This window comes from Actinomycetota bacterium (assembly GCA_019347575.1).
Lineage (GTDB): Bacteria > Actinomycetota > Nitriliruptoria > Nitriliruptorales > Nitriliruptoraceae > JAHWKY01.
Genome location: JAHWKY010000021.1, coordinates 63,975 through 80,689 on the forward strand (window position 1 = coordinate 63,975; position 16,715 = coordinate 80,689).

The following is a 16,715-nucleotide window of genomic DNA, read 5'->3' on the forward strand; positions in this document are numbered from 1 at the left end:
ACACCTGAGTATCAGCGGCAAATCCCGTAAGGCGCGGGCCACTCTGACGGCCGTCGCAGCGCTCATCATGCGCGTCACGATCGCACCGTCGGTGTCGGCGTACAGCGGACCACCCCTGGAGCTTGCATCTACCCACACGGAACCCGCGGCGATACCTGGACAGGTGCGTAACCGGGACCGTGTCGTTGGTCCGCGGTCCACACCGCCCCACAGCCAGCTGGTCCGGCGATGACGGGGCCGACCACTCCGCTGACGCCAGCAGGCATCGAGGCGGAGCTGCGCCGTCTGTTTCCGCTGTACGAGCACATCGGGCTCCGGGTCGAGTCGCTGGGCGACACCATCGTCTGTGCGGTGCCCTTGACCGAGGCCAACTCGAACCACCTCGGCGGCGTCCACGCCGCGGTCCAGTGGGCTGTGGCCGAAGCGACCGGCGGGGTGGTGTACTTCGCCCACCCTGAGTTCGGGCCGTGCTGGATCGCTGTCCGGAACGTCACCATCGAGTTCCTCAAGGTGGCGAGGACCGATCTCAGGGCGGAGGCCACCTGCGGGGCGGCGGCGGTGGCCTCGATCGCCGAGCAGCTCGACGGCCGTGGGATCGCTGAGTACGCGATCGACATCTCACTACGTGACACCGCCGACCAGGTCGTGACCACCGCGGTCGGCCACTACTACCTGCGCCGCACGACGGGCGATCGCGAGACCGTGTCCCGACCCGCACGCCCGTCGACCCGTAGAGCGACAGGTTCCTCAGCGAAGTCCCGATGAGCGTCACCGGGTTCACCTATCAGGATTCCGATCCGGACCTGACCACGATCTCCCCTTGGATGCTCCGGTGCTCGAACGCCAAGTCACGGATCCACAGCGAAACCCTGTCAGCCCCGAGGCCTCCATCAACGAACGATGCGATGCAGGGGATCGACCTGGAGCCTTTGAACAGGGTTGCACGCACCACCGACTCTGATCGAGTTCGCTTCGAAGTCAACACTTCGCACGTCCCTCGCGCCCGTGAACCGGTTGCTGCCTCGGGTGTTGTCGCGGATCGTGAGGCTCGACGGCGAGCATCGACGAAGTCGCACTGCGCATGCTTGCGCTACATCGCGCAACTGACCATGGCGCCCCGGTCGTGTCTCTACCCTGCCAGTCGTGCGGCACTTCGCTCCTCAGCGCTGCTGGCGACGGCAGCTGGCTACGACCCACAACCCGTCACGCGTGCACCCAGTGCGGGGAGGTGACGCGTACGCGTCGACGTAGCTTCGACAACCCCACCGCCGAGAAGGGACCATCGGCGTAACTCATGCCGCAGGCGTGCTACGCCCGCGGGGTAGCCGGCGAATCTAGCCATCCTCCGTACGTCGGGGTGGAGAACATCGAGTCGGCGGGACAAGATGTGATCGGCTCCGCCAGCTGCTGGCGTCGTTCCAACAGGATTCCAACAACTCCAGGGCACTACATGCTGGTAGATGCTCGCTTCTCGCCGCTACCTTCCACTCAGGCTGAGGAGAAGAACCGTGCCAGAGCGGCTCAGAGACGCGGAAACCGGAGCTTTCGCGCCGGGAGCGTGTGGAGCGGACGACGGGATTCGAACCCGCGACCCCCACCTTGGCAAGGTTGTGGTCCACCCCTCGTAGCCATCGGCTGAGACGCCCACGTAGCGCGCCCAGCTCCGCGGATTTCACGTTTCGACGCTGGTCGAGGCGGGGGGCGTGGGAACGGATTCCCTCAGGATTCCCTCAACTGCCGACCGGCTCCACCGTCGCGTCGGTGCGTAACTCGGTGTCACTTTTTGGCGGCTGTCGGACCTCTCACTCACGGAGGCCTCAGGAGACAGCCATGCCACCACCGGACGACCCTACGCGGCAGCCTGGCCGAGGTGCGACGGCCACACCGGACGATGTCTGGACCATCGAGGACTTGGCGGCGTACTTCAAGGTGACACGAAGGACGATCCGGGAGTGGCGCGAGACTGATCCCACGTTCCCGCGTCCGTTGGAGCTTCCCGGCCGTTCGGTGCGCTGGTTCCGGGGTGACGTCGTCGATTGGGTCGCGACGCTGCGTGGCGAGGTGGCGTCGTGACCGCCCGTCAGGACCGCAACCATCCGGTCAAGAGCTACACCGACCCGCGCATCGAGATCTACGCACCGACCGACACCTCTCCCTACTACCGCGTCTACGGCTACGACGGCGCCGGCCGACGTGTCGTCGACACCACCGGGGGACGCACGCTCCGAGCGGCGCAAGACAAGGCGTCCAGGATCGCCAAGAACCTGCGCCGCAACCGCCGTCAGCACAGCGCCGACCCCAGTCGAGTCCTGGCACACGCCGAAGCCGCCTCCTGGCTCGAGCCCGCCAACCACCGGACCCGGGAGAACAAGCCCTGGTCGACACGCCACGCCGAGAACATGGACCGTGAGTGGCGACTGAGGATCAGTCCCCACATACCCACGCGCGCAAGCGTCGCCGAGCTGGACGACAAGCAGCTGTGGATCAGGATCCTCAACCAAGCCCAGGACAACGGACTGTCGTCCTCAGCGCTACAGAAGACAGGCCAAACCTGCCGCAGCTTCATCTCGTGGCTGATGGACCGCGGGCTGCTCGACCGCAACCCGATGCGGGGCGTGCGCTACTCGGTCACGAAGGCCGACAACCAAGGCCTCGACCCCAAGACCGTCCATCCCGACCAGGTCCCGAACTGGGACATGGTCTACGACCTCGCCACCTGGCTGGCGTGGCTCGCGTGGCCGAACCGACCAACCGCAGGAGGTAACCGTCGCCACGACATCGTCGGGCCCCAGGGCCGGGGCCTGCAACCCGTACTCGTCGCGACCACCGGCCTGCGCAACGGTGAGCTGTTCGCCCTGCGGACGAGCCGCATCGACATCACCGGCCTCGAGATCCGCATCGACGAACAACTCGTCGAGGAGGACTCCGGCAACCGCTCCATCACTCCGCCCAAGCACGGCAGCATCCGAACGGTGACCTTCGCCGGCTTCCTCGAGCACGACCTCAAGGAACTGATCGACTACCGCCGCTGGATCTCAGGCGAGCCCGACCCCGTTGTGTTCCCCGCCCCGCAAGGAGCCTGGGAGTACCGCCGCAACTTCAACCACCGATTCCGCGCCGCCGCCAGCCGAGCGAACTGGCCGCGACACATCACCTGGTACTCGCTGCGCCACCTCTACGGAGCCACCATGTTGCGCACGCTCCCACTGGAAGTCGTGTCCAAGCTTATGGGGCACCACTCCCCCGACTTCACCGCCAAGCGCTACCTCTCACCCCCAGGTCGACTGGTTCGACGGCGCCCGCGCCGCATCCCGAGAACTCGATCCATTCGATCTCTGACCCCTGCTGAGGCCTAGCACGCCGATCTTCATGACCCGTTACCCATGCCGAGTGCGTCAAGCTCTGGCCTTGCGACACTCGGCACGGAGCAACGTCAGAGCCTCAACGGCTTGAGCGGCGTCCGCCACGAGTGCCGGCGGGTAAGCCGGTCGGAGGCCAGGCAGCGAGGAGTGCGCGTTCTCTTCCTCGTACTCCTCCTGGAAGCGGCGCAGCCCCTCAAGCGTGTCGGCGACGACCTCCATCGCCCGGTTTGCCTCGCTCCAGTCGCGGTCGAGCTGAGCGGCTCGCGCCATAGCGTCCATCGCATCCGAGAGGGTTGCGAGCGCGGTCGTGACTTCTGCTGCCGTCAAGCTGGTCGGTGAGACCTCAACATCGTCGGCGACGCCTAGACCGATGAGTGCGCATGCGTTCATGGCGAAATCTGCCGCCTCCTGGGTGGGGTTCGGTCCACATCCGGCCATCTGTACGAACACGATGAGCACGAGCAAGCGTCGCATTAGGACTCGCCTATGGCAGCCAGGTTGCCCCCGGCAGCCTAGACGCCCCGCACGTCAGTCCTACGCGGGCCGGTTGTCGTCGTGTGCCGGTTCAACAGTTCTTAGCTAAGCCAAGGAAACGGACGAGTGACGCAACGCGGATGGGTAGACTCGGATGGGCGGTGGAGCAGCCGTGGGTGATGAGAAGCACCGCGTCGTAGGAGCGCTCCGCCGCCTACAACACGCGATGGCTGACCCGACCGTTTGGCTGAATGTCCGCCGACCTTGCGGTTGAATCAGACGGGCCCGCCCGAGACGTGTCGGAACGGACCAACATCCCACTCAGTGGGGAGTCGTCGACTCCACGCGCTCCTGCTCGCCGCCCCATCGGCGATTGCGGCCAGAGAGCGACGATGGCCAACCGCCACAGCGACACCTCCGGGGCCTCCCCCGCTGCAATCCAACCCAGGCGAGGGGAAGCCGACGATAAGGAACCCGAGTCGGAAAATTGGCGACACGGCTGCGTACAGGATCAGAGCGATGGTCCAACCACCTTCCTTCCGACGCATCGGAGCACGCGCGCACCGAGCTGATGGACGCGGACCCACAGCCGGCTAGAATCATTCCCCGATACTTCGAGCTCGCGCACCATCATCATCCCACCTCGAGAATCGATCTCACCTACCTCACGCCGGCCTTCAGCGGGACCGTGCGGTGGTGGAGCGCAAGCACCTCGGCGGCGATCAGTATCTCTGTTGGAGGTCAGGCTGATCGAGCTCCTCGGAGAGCGCATCGACGGCGTCGAGCGCCCCCGCGAAGGTTCAGTATTGCTGCGACGGCTGACGGCGAGCACGTGGGCGGCGCCGACGACGAGGGCACCGCACAATACGGCCCGCAGCACGAACCGAGCGACTCGGCTGAGCGGCCACCGCATGGGGGGATCGAACCGACCACGCCGCGATGGGATAGCGAAAGCTCCAACGGCCCGTGACTGTCCGCCACGGTCGACGGCGCGGAAGCTTGATTGCACGCCGGCGAAGGATGGGAAGGGCTGCTCGGAAGTCCGGCAGACCTACCGCGACGCGGAGCTGGTCGCGTGCGCTACTGCGCCGCCATGCCTTCTCGCGGGATAGCCCGCCGATGCGGTGGACGCGCCAAGGCCGGCGACGGCAGGGGCGACGGCGACGACGTAGGCGATGGGTACCGGGCTCGGTGCCAAAATGGGGCATCCGGGCGAGAGTCGCCATCGGCGAGGTCGCTGTATTCAGTACGGCATCGCCGAGCCACCAACCGACGATGCCGATCTGCATGATTGTCGATGTCGGGTCCGAGATACGCAGACCTGCAGCAGCGTCGGCGCAGCGGTCTTCGTCTCGCCGAAGCGCGAGCTCTTCGAGCCACTGCGCAACGAGAACGTCGGGCGGAAGTGTTGGCGCCAGAGGTCTACGGCGCGCCGCTCGAACATTGAGCAAGCTCATGCTCCGCGGCTCGAAGTTTCGACCTGGCAGTGGCCAGGTTCTGCTCCGCGGCTCGGATGGCGATCGGGGCTTCCCTGAGCTCCTTCGCAATCCGCTTCTGCTCAGGGTAGAAAGCCTTGTAGCACTCCTCGCCACCCCTGTTGGGCCCATTCAGGCCACAGGCCGTCCTTTTGATCATCACCTCTACTTCGTCCTCCTTGGCTCGGGCAAGCCGCGCTCGGGCCGCGGCAAGCGTCGCCTCCGCAGACGCGACCGACTTCCTGGCGTCGGCCACGCGTTCTTGATCGCACGGGGCGCGGGAGAACGTCAGGTCGACGGCGCGATTGCGCGCGCGCGCCGCCGGCGTGGCGTTGTCGCCCGTGATCCGCGCCATGGGGTCGTCGAGCGCTCTGAAGGTGAACCCAGCGCCGGCGAGCTGGCGGGCGAACCGCACGACCGATCGCGCGCGCTCGAGTCGCAGGGCGCCGGTCGGTGCTGCCCTCCTCGCTGACGCAGTCCGTGACGCCTACGGCGAAGCCGTTCTCGGCCCTCGAAACCTCGAAGGGGCGTTGCAAGATGAACTTGCGCAGGAACCGCTCATGCGCGGGCTTAAGCGTGGCGTCGCCGGGGCTGAAGCCGGTGAGGCGGAAACGGTTGCCACTGCCCTCGATGTCGCCGTCGTTCTTCCGCGCCTGCTCGCGCTCATCGGGTCGATAGTTGCACCGCGGTGGTGTGGGCTTCGGTGGCGGCTTCGGCTTCGGACCGCCCCTCAGTTTGGCATCGAGCGCGGTGAGCGTTCGCCTCCCGGCCTCGTGGCCGCTCGGGTACGGGACGCTGTGGGCCTCCTGAAACTGCCGCACCGCGGCTTGCGTCGCAGGCCCGTAGTTGCCGTCCATCGACCCGTCCGAGTGGCGTGAGCGTCCTGGCATGTATCCGACTTCGCCCAACGCGTCTTGCATCACCGCCACACCATCGCTCTGCTCGCCGCGCGTGAGCGGTGGGCTATTAGTGGCCGCTGAGGTGACCCTGTTGTTGCCACTGAGCTTCGGCGAACGAAGGGGCGCCGGCGCCGGCGTTCGTTGCACGGGCGCAGGGACGAGCGCAGGAACCAGGGGCATGCGTTGCAAGTCGTCGTCTTGCATCGCCGACTGGCCGCAGCCGCCGCAGCCTCCGCCACACGTGCAGCGGCCAGAGCTCATTCGCTGCACGACGAGACCCGCCACCGCGCGGTTTCCGGCGGATCGCTGGAGCGCGAACAGCGGATGTTCGGTCGGGGCGGCGCGCAGGCGGGCAGACGTCGTCGTGCTGGCGGACCCTGGCGCCTTCAAAGGACCGTCGGGTGACCGTGGCGTCTGCGCCCGCAAGTATGCCTGGCGAGAGCGGGCCAGCGTCGCGGGGGCCACGTCGTCTCTATCGTCGCTGCTGCCGCCTTGTGGACCTAACCGCATCCCAGCCAGATGATCGACCTATACCTATACGGATCTAAGCACTGGTTCGGTCGTCGAGCAACGAAGACTGCCCGATCGGGCATAACCGGACACTCACCCCACGCGACTCAGACGCCGTGCTCCGTAGTTACGCGGCCGATCAATCTCGCCCCCGTCGTTCCCGGGTGCCGCTCAACCCGGACGGTCCGTACGCGCACAGCACCCGTAGATCCGTGCCATCGGAGCCGACCCACAGCACCCAACGTTCGGCGCGCACCTGCTCATCGGCGGTGACCTCGTAGTCGCCCTCCAAACGCCAAACCGCCGCCCCCTCGACTTCGACGGTGTCCCCGGTCACCTCCACGGGCATCGGTCGCCCATCCGGGTAGATGCGGAACAGTTCGCCGAGCGCGACCAGGCTCGCCTCCTCGAACGTTCCCAGCGGACCGTCCGCCTCCGTGGCAGCAGCTGTGAGGGCAGGACACTCAGCAGGATCCGCCGTCGTCCCGGACCCGCAGGCCGCCAGAGCGACTACGGCCAACGCCGCCGCGCCACCAACCACCGCCCGGTCAAGGAACATGCGGGCAACAGCATGTGAACGTCTCGGCACATCTCCTCCGCTCGGGTGCTGAACGCCGCAGGGAACCGGATTCACGCTCGCGCCAATCCGCGAGATCCTCAACGTACGCGACAGCGGCCAGCCCCCCTGCGAGCACGTCGCGTCGCTCGTCGAGCACCGGCTAACCGAGATCGAGCGGCGGATGCTTGAGCTGCGCAAGCTCCGTTCTCAGCTCCAGGGCATCGCAAAGCGCGCCCGAACGTTCGACCTCGAAGACTGCGAGGGCTACTGCGGACTCATCGCCTGAACCAGCGTTCGGCCTACGCCGGACCAGCCGAGCGCACCTGTTATCGATCGCTTCGATCAGAACCTCGATCCGAGCGGAACCACTGCGAAGCTGACTGGCACTCGCCGAGTTAGGACTTCACCGGCAGACGTGTCCTATTCGACCTGCGTGAATGGCTGCTTCAACGCCGCCCTGTCTCGACCGGGAGTCCTGCGGTCGCCCACTCCGGGTAGCCGTCCTCGAGGCGCTTGGCGGCTCGTCCCCGTTGTGTCAGGGACCGGACGGCCTGGTCCGCGTAGACGCAGTACGGGCCGCGACAGTAGGCGACGATCTCGGTGTCGGTGGGCAGCTGGTCGAGTCGTCGGGCGAGTTGGTCGACGGGGACGGAGATCGCGCCGGCGACATGCCCGGCCTCGTATTCGGATTCGGGGCGGACGTCGATCAACGTGACATCCCGACGGCGGAGGCGCTCGGCGAGCTCCTCGCGGGTGATCATCTCGAGACCGTCGCGCTCGCCGAGGTAGGCGTCGGCGAGTTGTTGAATGCCGTCGACGTAGTCGCTGGCGACGCCCCGCATGGCTCGCCACATGTCGGCGACCCTCAGGCTGGCCAAGCGGTAGTGCACGCGAGTGCCCTCTGGACGCGTCGCCACGAGACCTGCGCGCGCGAGGGTGCGCAGGTGGTGGGAGGTGTTCGCGACGGACTGGTCGATCGCGGCCGCGACCTGTTCGACGGTTCGCTCACCTTGTGCGAGCAGCTCGATGATCTCGGCTCGCCGTCCGCTGGCGAGCGCCTTGGCGACCGACGCCAGGCCGGCGAACAGCGCATCCTTCGCCGCACGCGTCCCGACATCGTTGGACGTACCGATCCGCTGGCGTCTGTCATCCATGGGCATCTCCTCCAACCTGCCTGGCGGGGGCGGTCTCGCTCATGGTGCGCCAGGCGACGGTTCCAGAGAGAAGTGTCAACGCGGCCGCTGCCTGCACGGCCGCGGCCAGCGAGACCAGGCTGGCGACGACGCCGGCAAGGACCGCCCCGACGGCGTAGCCGATGTCGCGCCAGGACCGGTACACGCCGACCGAGGTCGCGCGCCACGACGGGTGGGCGGCGTCCCCGACGGCGGCCAGTAGGGCCGGGTAGGCCATGGCCGTGCCGACGCCGAGCAGGACGGTGCCCGCGACTCCCGATGCGAAGGGACGCGCAAGGCCGAACCCGATCACCGCCAGACCGACGGACTGGGTGAGCATCCCGGCGACGACGAGCGGGCGGCGGCCGATCCGGTCGGCTAGTGGCCCGGTGAGAATCTGCCCGAGTCCCCAGATGATGGGGTAGATCGCCTTGAGCAGCCCGATGTCCGCCAGGCCGAGCCCAGCCGCGGCGAACAGCACCGGCAGGACGCCCCAGGACAGTCCGTCGTTGAGGTTGTTGACGAGCCCGGCCTGGGATGCGCCGAACAGGGTGCGGTTCCGCCACGACGTCTGCGCGATTACCCAGCCGGCGGAGCGGTGCTCCGGCTCGTGACCCTCGGCGTCGTGGTGTAGCCGTGCCTCGAGGCGCGCGTGGTCGCTGGTGTCGCGCACGAGCAGCACGGACAGCGCCAACCCGATCACGGCGTAGGCGATCCCGATGAGGAACGGCTCCGGGCGCAGCCCGGCGCTGGAGGCGATGTAGCCGGTCAGCAGCGCCGTGACGCCGACCGCGGTGTAGCCGGCGGCTTCGTTGAGGCCCATCGCCAGGCCCCGCTGGCGTGGGCCGGCGAGGTCGATCTTCATGTTCACGGCCATCGACCAGGCCAGGCCCTGGTTCAGTCCGAGGAGGACGTTGGCGGCCACGATCATCCACCAGGCCGGCGCGTAGGCGAGCAGGAAGGGCACTGGCAGGCCGACGATCCAGCCGGCGATCAGCACGGCCTTGCGGGTGGTGCGGTCGGCGGCCACGCCGGCGAGGTAGTTGGCGGCCGCCTTGGTGATCCCGAACGCGGCGATGAACGAGAACAGCACCACGTTCGGTTCCAGGCCGAACTCCTCCGCGCCGACGACGGGCAAAACCGTGCGTTCGAGACCGACCATCCCGCCGACGAAGACGTTGACGGTGACCAGTAGCGCGAACTGCCGCCAGTTGGCGCGCAGCCCCAGCGCGGGACCGGCGTCAGACGGCTCGCCGGTCCGTGGCTCGGTCGCCGTGGTCGAGCTCACGCGCCTCTCCGGATGGCCTGCCGCCACTCGTCGGGGCCGCCGGAGAACACCGCGACGTCATCCCGCCCAGCTCGCTCCAGGAGGCTGGCTGCGGTCATCGATCGCTGTCCGTGCATGCAGTGGGTGACCAGTGGTCCGTCCGGCAGGTCACCCGCCGCCGAAGCGATGTTCCCGAGCTCGACGTGGGTCGCGTCGGCGATGTGGCCGGCTTCCCACTCGGATCGCTGCCGGACGTCGAGGACGGTCGCGTCCGTCCGCGGGGTGTCGGTGAGTGGGGTCGCGACCGTGTCGTGGCCCGCCGCGCGCCATCCGGGGATGCCTCCGGCGAGGTGGCCGACCAGGTGCTCGTAGCCGATCTTGAGGCACTGGCGCACGAGGTCGTCGGTGTCCTGATCGTCGTCCACCACGAACAGCAGCGGGGTGTCGGGGTCGTCGATCAGCCATCCGAGCCACGTCGCGAAGCTGTCACGCAGTTCGATGGACAGCGAGCCCGCCACGTGCGCGTCTGCGTAGCGGTCGACCGGTCGGACGTCGATGAGCTGCGCCCCGTCGGTGATCCTCTCGGCGACTACAGAGGGCGCGAGTGGGTCGAGCCTGGGCGTGTCGGTCCCGTACAGCCGTGGGCCGCGACGGTTGACATCCCGCAGACGGAGGAAGTACGGGGGGAAGCTGCTGAGCCCACCAAGCAGCTCATCGACGAACCCGTCCTCGTCACCGACCTGCAGGAGCCGGTTCGACCGTCGCTGTTCACCGATCGTGGTCGATGGCTGATCCCCGGACCCGGCGGAGCAGAACGAGCCACCACCGTGGGTGGGATACACGGGGACCTCATCGGGGAGTTGCAGCATCGTCCCGGTGATGGACCGCCACGCCGCCCGCGCCAGCGGCTCGGTGCGCTCGGGCGAGATCAGGTCGGGGCGTGCCACGCCGTCGACGATCAACGTGCCGCCGGAGAACAGCGCCTGCGGCCGACGGTCGTCGAGAAGCACGTAGGAGACGTGTTCCGGGGTGTGGCCCGGCGTCGACAGCACCTGCAGCGTGAGTCCGCCGAGATCACGCTCCTCGCTGTCGGCGACCGGTTCATGCGGTGGTTCCAAGGCGGCGTCGGCGGGCGCGAGCCGGGTCACGCCCGGCACGGCGGCGACGAGCTCCCCCGCACCGGACACGAAGTCGGCGTGCAGGTGGGTCTCGACGACCCAGCGGATCCGGAGGCCGAGCTTCTCGGCGAGCTCCAGCGGCTCGCCGGGGTCACGCGAGGGGTCGACGGCCAGGGCGGAGCCGTCGCCGAGGTCGACCAGCCAGGCGCTGTTGCCCAGGCCGGTGTCGGCGATCCGGTGCACGGAGAGTGTCACGTCCAGCCCTTCTTCAAACGTTCATTTGACATCAACTTACGAACCGTTACGGTCGAGGTCAAGCCAACATTTGAACAGCGGCACCCGGCCGCAGCAGCAACGTCGAGGAAAGCGACGTGGAGCAGCCACAACGGGACGAGCGTTGGGGTCAGCGACCCCGGGGCGGTCACCGCCTCACCATCGTGGCGTTGCTGCCCGGCAAGGCTCGTTGGGCACCGATTACGGAAGGGAACCCATGCCAGACGCGATGATGCCAGGGCCCATGATGATGGTCGTCATGTTCGTTCTCATGGCGCTCGTACTGGCGGCGCTGATCGCCGGCGTCGTGTGGCTCGTCAGAACTGTCAGCGACAGTCGGCGCCCAGGTACGTCGAGCGCACTCGAAGCTCTCGAGCTGCGTTACGCGCGGGGAGAGATCGACCGCGACGAGTACCACCAGCGCCGCGACGACCTTGAGCGACGTAGCTGAGACTAGGGACCGAATCCCCGGGACGACCGCCAACCACAGGAGCCATGCATGCCGCAGCTACCCATCCATGACGGGGGCGCATCTTGCGACCTCGACGATCAGGGCGCCAAGCGACGCAACGTCGAGTTCGCCGACGTGGTCGAGCGCGGACTACGCGACCGCAAGCGGACTCCCCACGGTGTCCGACTCATGTTCGAGCACAACGACCGACTGGAGGATGACGTCCGCGAACTCGTTGACCACGAATCCCGATGCTGCGGGTTCTTCTCGTTCGACGTCGACGTCACCGAAGACGCCATCTTGGTCAACGTCAGCGCACCCGCGGACAAGGACGCATACCTGGATGCGCTGTACCAGGCGACCGATCTCCAGCAGCGAAATCGCCACCGCTGATCGCTGCGCCAGTTCCATGCGAGCCGAGGAGACAACCATGAACCAACCACGTGGATCATCGAGCCCTGCCGCCAGTTACCGGCAGGTCACGGGTCCCATCGTGGAAGCCCGTGGGGTCGTCAAAACCTACCGGCGCGGGCAGACCGAGGTGCAGGCGCTGCGCGGCACGGACCTGGCGGTCGACCGAGGTGAGATGGTCGCCGTGGTGGGGCCATCCGGTTCGGGCAAGACGACGCTGCTGAACTGCCTGTCCGGTCTCGACGATGTCGACGAGGGTCAGGTCCTCGTTGCCGGTCGCGACATCCACCAGATGTCCGACCGTGAGCGCACGGCGTTCCGCGGCCGTGCCATGGGGTTCATCTTCCAGGCCTTCAACCTCGTGCCAGTGTTCAGCGCGGCAGAGAACGTCGAGCTGCCGCTGCTGCTGGGTGACGCCGGACCTGACGAGGCCCGTCGCCGTGCCGAGGAGGTGCTGGCTCAGGTCGGGCTGGCCGATCGGGTCGATCACCGACCCGCCGAGCTGTCCGGCGGCGAGCAGCAGCGTGTCGCGATCGCCAGGGCGCTGGCTCCCCAACCGGAGATCGTGTGGACCGACGAGCCGACCGGCAACCTCGACAGCGCGACCGCCGGCGACGTCATGGAGCTGCTCCACGGCCTGAACGCCGAGGGCCTGACCATCGTGCTCGTGACGCACGACGAGACCATCGCCCGACGTGCGGACCGTCTGCTGACCATGCACGACGGACGCATCGTCGACGAGCAGGCGCGCGCATGACCACCGCGGCACTCCTGGTACTCGGCGGGCTGGCCGCAGTCGCGGCCGCGCTCATCGCCATCACCGCAGCCCGCCACCCGGCCGCACGGCGCCTGGGCATCCGCTCGGCGAGGCGCCGCCCGACGGAGACGGCCCTGGTGACACTGGGGGCGCTGCTGGGCACCGCGATCATCACCGGGTCGCTGGTGGTCGGCGACGCACTCGAGAGCTCGTTGCAGGCGGGCGCGTTCACCCAGCTGGGACCGGTCGACGAGACGGTGACCGCACCGGGGGCCGACGCCTTGCCGGGCCTGCGGGAGGCCCTGTCCGGTCTCGAACAGCGTCGCGGCGTCGACGGGGTGGCGTTCGGCCTGCGCAGCCGTGGCACCGTTGCGACCGGCATCGAAGGCGGCGACCCCATGGTGCAGCCCGACGTCCAGTTGCTCGAGGTCGAGTTCGACGAGGCCCGCGAGCTCGGTGACGACCCGGCGACGACGGGACTCGGTGCGGCACCGACGCCCGCCGAGGGCGCTGTCGCGATCTCGAACGATCTCGCCGAGGAACTGGGCGTCGGTGTGGGCGACCACATCACGGTGTTCGCGTACGGCCAGAGTCGCAGCTTGGAGGTCGATAGCGTCCTGCCGCGGACGGGACTCGCCGGCTACAGCACGGATCTCGACGCCCGCAGCCTCAACGTCTTCCTGCCACCAGGCACCATCCAGCAGCTGGCCGCCGATGCGACGGAGGCCGCTTCTCCGCCGATCTCGCTGGCGTTCGTCTCCAACCAGGGCGGGGTCCTCTCCGGGGTGGAGCGGACCGATCAGATCACCGAACTCCTCGAGGAGCGGATCGAGGGACTGCCGCAGGCGGAGGTCGTAGCGAGCAAGCAGCGACTCCTGGACGCCGCTGAGGAGACCGGCGCGTTCGCCGAAGAGATCTTCCTCGGCATCGGTGCGTTCGCGGTGATTGCGGGGATCCTGCTGCTGGTCAACGTCTTCGTCATGCTGGCGCAGGAGCGCCGCACCCAGCTGGGGATCATGCGGGCGGTCGGGATGCAGCGCACGGAGCTGGTGCGCGCGTTCGTCCTCGAGGGGTCGATCTACGCTGCAGCCGCCGCTGTACTCGGTTCCGCCGCGGGGATCGGCGTCGGCGCTGCGATCATGAGGCTGGCCAGGGGTCTGTCGATAGGTGGGGGATCCACGCCGGAGTTGCGCTTCGCCGCGGATCCCACCAGCGTCGTCGGTGGGCTGTTGGTGGGCCTGCTCATCTCGCTGGCGACCGTCCTGGCCACCAGCGTGCGTATCAGCCGACTGAACATCATCCGCGCCATCCGTGAGCTGCCAGAGCCGCCTCGTCCCCCTAGGCCGGTCCTCCGAACCGTCATCGGCGTGCTGGCGGTCTTGCTCGGCGGTGCGGTCACGGTCGCAGGTCTATCAGCGGGTGCCGGGTCGGCGCTGTTCGTCGGTCCTGCCGTCCTGGCTGCCGGCATCGTCGCGCTCGTCAGTCCCCTCACGGGCCGGCGGCCCGCGGTCACCGTGCTCGGGCTGCTGGTCGTGGTGTGGGGCGTGGTCGTGCCGACGCTGTTCCCCGACGTGTTCCGCAACGCCGACGTCGTCGTCTTCGTCCTCCAGGGACTGGTCATCACCGGCGCCGCGGTGGTGGTCCTGGCCCGGAACCAGGACGTGGTGGGGCGGCTCGTGCGCCGCGTCGCCGGCGGCCGCGGGAGTCCCGTCGCGCGGCTGGGGCTCGCGTACCCGCTGGCCCGACCCTTCCGCACCACCATGACGCTGGCCATGTACGCACTGATCGTGTTCACCCTCGTTCTCGTGTCGCTGCTGGCACAGGTCGTCGGCGCGCAACCCGACGTGTTCGCCGACGCCGAATCCGGCGGCTACGACATGTTGGTCACGAGCAGCCCGAGCAACCCCCTCCCTGCCGACGCGGCGCGCCAGATCGACGGCGTCGTGTCGATCGCTCCACTGCGCCACGCGTCACGCACCGTCGAGTTCCGCGCTCCCGGGCAGGCGGAGTTCCGCCGCTGGTTCGCCTCCGGATACGACCGGCGGTTCCTGCGTGCCGAACCCCCGGCACTGGATCGGTGGATCGCCAGCCTGCCCGATGAGAACGCCGTCTGGAAGCACGTGCTCGACCATCCCTCCACCATGATCCTCGACGCCCAGTTCCTCGAGCAGGCTGGCTCTGGCCAGTCCGTACAGCCGGGCGACACCATCCAGGTCCGCGACCCGCTCACCGGCGCGCAGGAACAACGGAAGATCGTGGCGATCACCAAGAGCGGACTCGCCTTGTCCGGCGCCTTCATGTCCGAAGACAGCCTCGTATCCATCCTCGGGTCCAGGCTCCCCACGAACCGGCTGTACGTGGCCGTGGACGAGCAGGCGAACCCTCGACAGATCGCCAGCACCCTCCAACAACAGCACATCAGCCACGGCGTGCAGGCACAGACGTTCCGGTCCATCGTCGCCGAACGCCAGCAGCAGAACCGCCAGTTCATGCGGATCCTGCAGGGCTATTTGATGCTCGGACTCCTCGTCGGCGTCGCCGGGCTCGGTGTCGTCATGGTCCGCGCCGTGCGCGAGCGCCGCCAGCAGATCGGTCTGCTGCGCAGCGTCGGGCTGCAGCCTCAGACCGTCGGCCGCTCCTTCATGCTGGAGGCCTCGTTCATCGCCCTCCAGGGCATCGTCATCGGATCCCTGCTCGGCTGCGCCACCGCCTACCAGCTCATCACCAACGCAGGCGCCTTCGGAGGGCTGGATGTCCGCTTCCAGATCCCATGGCTCCAGATCGCCCTGCTCCTCGGCGTCACCCTGCTGGCATCGACCGCAGCCGCCGCGTGGCCCGCCCGCAGAGCCAGCCAGATCCGCCCCGCCGTCGCACTGCGGACCCTCGAATGAACGCCAGTGGCTGAGTTCAACGCGTCCGCCGATGTCACCGGCCGTCTGCCGACCAACCCGGCCGGTGCCACGAAGTAGCCTCTGTGGTGACCGCAACGTTCCACAACCCTGATGGAGAGGACGTCGAGGGAGACGCGGTTGGTCTGGTCAAGGATTCGATGGTCGCGGCCGTGGCCAGCTACACGGGCACCTAGGCGATGGAGCAGGCCGGGATGAAGCTGATGGAACTCGAGCGCGAGGAGGACCGGCAACAGTGAGTAGGAGGTCCGTCCCGACCCGCCGTTCGCCCTCGCGGCCGACAACCTCGCCTCCGGCGTGCTCGGCGTCGACCTCGACGAACAGCAGCGCCCGTCTACCAGCTACTCCGTCGTCGCACCGGCATGAGACCGGTCACGTCAGGCTCGTCACCGGCGTGTCACAGTCGCTGATCCTCGATGAGACCATCACCCCGGCGATCGGCACGTCCGCACCCAACCGTGACTACCCGCTCTCCACCCACCTGCGTGGGTTCGCCGCACACCTCGCATTCGGCCTCGCGATCGCAGCCACCACCGGACTGGCACGGAAGATGACCGGAAGCCGCTGACCCGTGTCGCTCGAGAGGACTCCTGAACCTACTGTTGAAGCTCCGGTATTTGAACCGCCCGAATGCTTCTGATTGGCAGCTCATCCCCTCTGGCTCGGACCAGGGTCCGCTACGGCTCCGAGTCCAAAGCAGAGGGGACCGGATACGATCCCGGCATGGCCCGTCCGCTCTATGTCACGTTCGCTGGGGAACCCACCGGACCGTGGCGAGTTGAGTCGCTCGAAGCCGTGCAGGGAGAAGGCCTGCCGGCCGTTGAGCGACTGGCTGTCCTCGAGGGTGGTGCGGAGGCACCGCCGGAGACAGCTATCTGGCTCCTCCGAGGCGTGACGAGCAACGAGCGCTATGTCACGGGGGAAGAGCACGAAGCGCTGACCGCTCGGCAGCCAGCGCTCGGCCGGCCTGAGGCAATCCGGGCAGCACTCATCCCGGTCCGCAAGACGGAGGAGTGGTGGGAACTGTCCCAGGATGAGCGGCGAGCCATCTTTGAGGAGCGTTCGCGGCATATCGCCA

Annotated in this window: 15 protein-coding genes and 1 pseudogene; 10 read left to right on the plus strand and 6 right to left on the minus strand. The window is 68.0% G+C overall.

The features are described from left to right. Positions 1 to 228 precede the first annotated feature (228 nt). From KY469_14630 to KY469_14640, 3 genes are all read left to right on the plus strand, one after another. Positions 229 to 765, plus strand: a complete 537-nt coding sequence (locus tag KY469_14630; GenBank protein MBW3664333.1) for a DUF4442 domain-containing protein — start codon at positions 229 to 231, stop codon at positions 763 to 765. Between the two features lie 1,065 nt (positions 766 to 1,830). Then, complete coding sequence (locus tag KY469_14635; protein ID MBW3664334.1) at positions 1,831 to 2,073, plus strand: helix-turn-helix domain-containing protein; 243 nt, start codon at positions 1,831 to 1,833, stop codon at positions 2,071 to 2,073. Next, positions 2,070 to 3,356, plus strand: a complete 1,287-nt coding sequence (locus tag KY469_14640) for a tyrosine-type recombinase/integrase (GenBank protein MBW3664335.1) — start codon at positions 2,070 to 2,072, stop codon at positions 3,354 to 3,356. Before KY469_14635 ends, KY469_14640 begins: the two co-directional genes overlap by 4 nt. 39 nt (positions 3,357 to 3,395) lie before the next feature. Here the strand turns inward: KY469_14640 and KY469_14645 are convergent, their stop codons facing one another. The 3 genes from KY469_14645 to KY469_14655 form a co-directional block, all read right to left on the minus strand. Further along, positions 3,396 to 3,836: a hypothetical protein gene (locus KY469_14645; protein ID MBW3664336.1), complete on the minus strand. Its 441-nt coding sequence runs from the start codon at positions 3,834 to 3,836 to the stop codon at positions 3,396 to 3,398. 1,558 nt (positions 3,837 to 5,394) lie between these two features. Continuing rightward, positions 5,395 to 6,240: a peptidoglycan-binding protein gene (locus tag KY469_14650; protein MBW3664337.1), complete on the minus strand. Its 846-nt coding sequence runs from the start codon at positions 6,238 to 6,240 to the stop codon at positions 5,395 to 5,397. Between the two features lie 619 nt (positions 6,241 to 6,859). Further along, complete coding sequence (locus KY469_14655; GenBank protein MBW3664338.1) at positions 6,860 to 7,279, minus strand: hypothetical protein; 420 nt, start codon at positions 7,277 to 7,279, stop codon at positions 6,860 to 6,862. Positions 7,280 to 7,364: 85 nt separating this feature from the next. Between KY469_14655 and KY469_14660 the strand changes: the two genes are divergently transcribed. Then, positions 7,365 to 7,565 carry a MerR family DNA-binding protein gene (locus KY469_14660; GenBank protein ID MBW3664339.1) on the plus strand — a complete coding sequence of 67 codons (201 nt, stop codon included), beginning with the start codon at positions 7,365 to 7,367 and terminating at the stop codon, positions 7,563 to 7,565. Between the two features lie 160 nt (positions 7,566 to 7,725). Here KY469_14660 and KY469_14665 read toward each other — a convergent pair whose 3' ends face one another. The 3 genes from KY469_14665 to KY469_14675 form a co-directional block, all read right to left on the minus strand. Continuing rightward, positions 7,726 to 8,433 carry a metalloregulator ArsR/SmtB family transcription factor gene (locus KY469_14665; protein MBW3664340.1) on the minus strand — a complete coding sequence of 236 codons (708 nt, stop codon included), beginning with the start codon at positions 8,431 to 8,433 and terminating at the stop codon, positions 7,726 to 7,728. Continuing rightward, positions 8,426 to 9,613: an MFS transporter gene (locus KY469_14670; protein ID MBW3664341.1), complete on the minus strand. Its 1,188-nt coding sequence runs from the start codon at positions 9,611 to 9,613 to the stop codon at positions 8,426 to 8,428. The genes KY469_14665 and KY469_14670 overlap by 8 nt, the downstream gene beginning before the upstream one ends. A 122-nt stretch (positions 9,614 to 9,735) precedes the next feature. Then, entirely contained in the window at positions 9,736 to 11,091 is a 1,356-nt protein-coding gene (locus KY469_14675; GenBank protein MBW3664342.1) for an MBL fold metallo-hydrolase, read from the minus strand. Between the two features lie 235 nt (positions 11,092 to 11,326). On the opposite strand from KY469_14675, the gene KY469_14680 reads away from it, so the two are divergent. From KY469_14680 to KY469_14705, 6 genes and pseudogenes are all read left to right on the plus strand, one after another. Then, the gene (locus KY469_14680) at positions 11,327 to 11,560 is read left to right on the plus strand and encodes an SHOCT domain-containing protein (GenBank protein MBW3664343.1); all 234 of its coding nucleotides are present in this window, start codon (positions 11,327 to 11,329) and stop codon (positions 11,558 to 11,560) included. A 48-nt stretch (positions 11,561 to 11,608) separates the two neighbouring features. Then, positions 11,609 to 11,953, plus strand: coding sequence for a hypothetical protein (locus tag KY469_14685; protein ID MBW3664344.1), 345 nt, complete (start codon positions 11,609 to 11,611; stop codon positions 11,951 to 11,953). Between the two features lie 37 nt (positions 11,954 to 11,990). Next, a complete protein-coding gene (locus tag KY469_14690; protein ID MBW3664345.1) occupies positions 11,991 to 12,728 on the plus strand; it encodes an ABC transporter ATP-binding protein in 738 nt (245 codons plus the stop codon). Beyond that, the gene (locus tag KY469_14695; GenBank protein MBW3664346.1) at positions 12,725 to 15,619 is read left to right on the plus strand and encodes an ABC transporter permease; all 2,895 of its coding nucleotides are present in this window, start codon (positions 12,725 to 12,727) and stop codon (positions 15,617 to 15,619) included. The genes KY469_14690 and KY469_14695 overlap by 4 nt, the downstream gene beginning before the upstream one ends. A 158-nt stretch (positions 15,620 to 15,777) precedes the next feature. Further along, positions 15,778 to 16,205, plus strand: a pseudogene (locus KY469_14700) (DUF1440 domain-containing protein). A gap of 155 nt (positions 16,206 to 16,360) precedes the next feature. Next, positions 16,361 to 16,715, plus strand: a 355-nt coding sequence (locus KY469_14705; GenBank protein MBW3664347.1) for a chlorite dismutase, incomplete at its 3' end; no start/stop codon positions are given.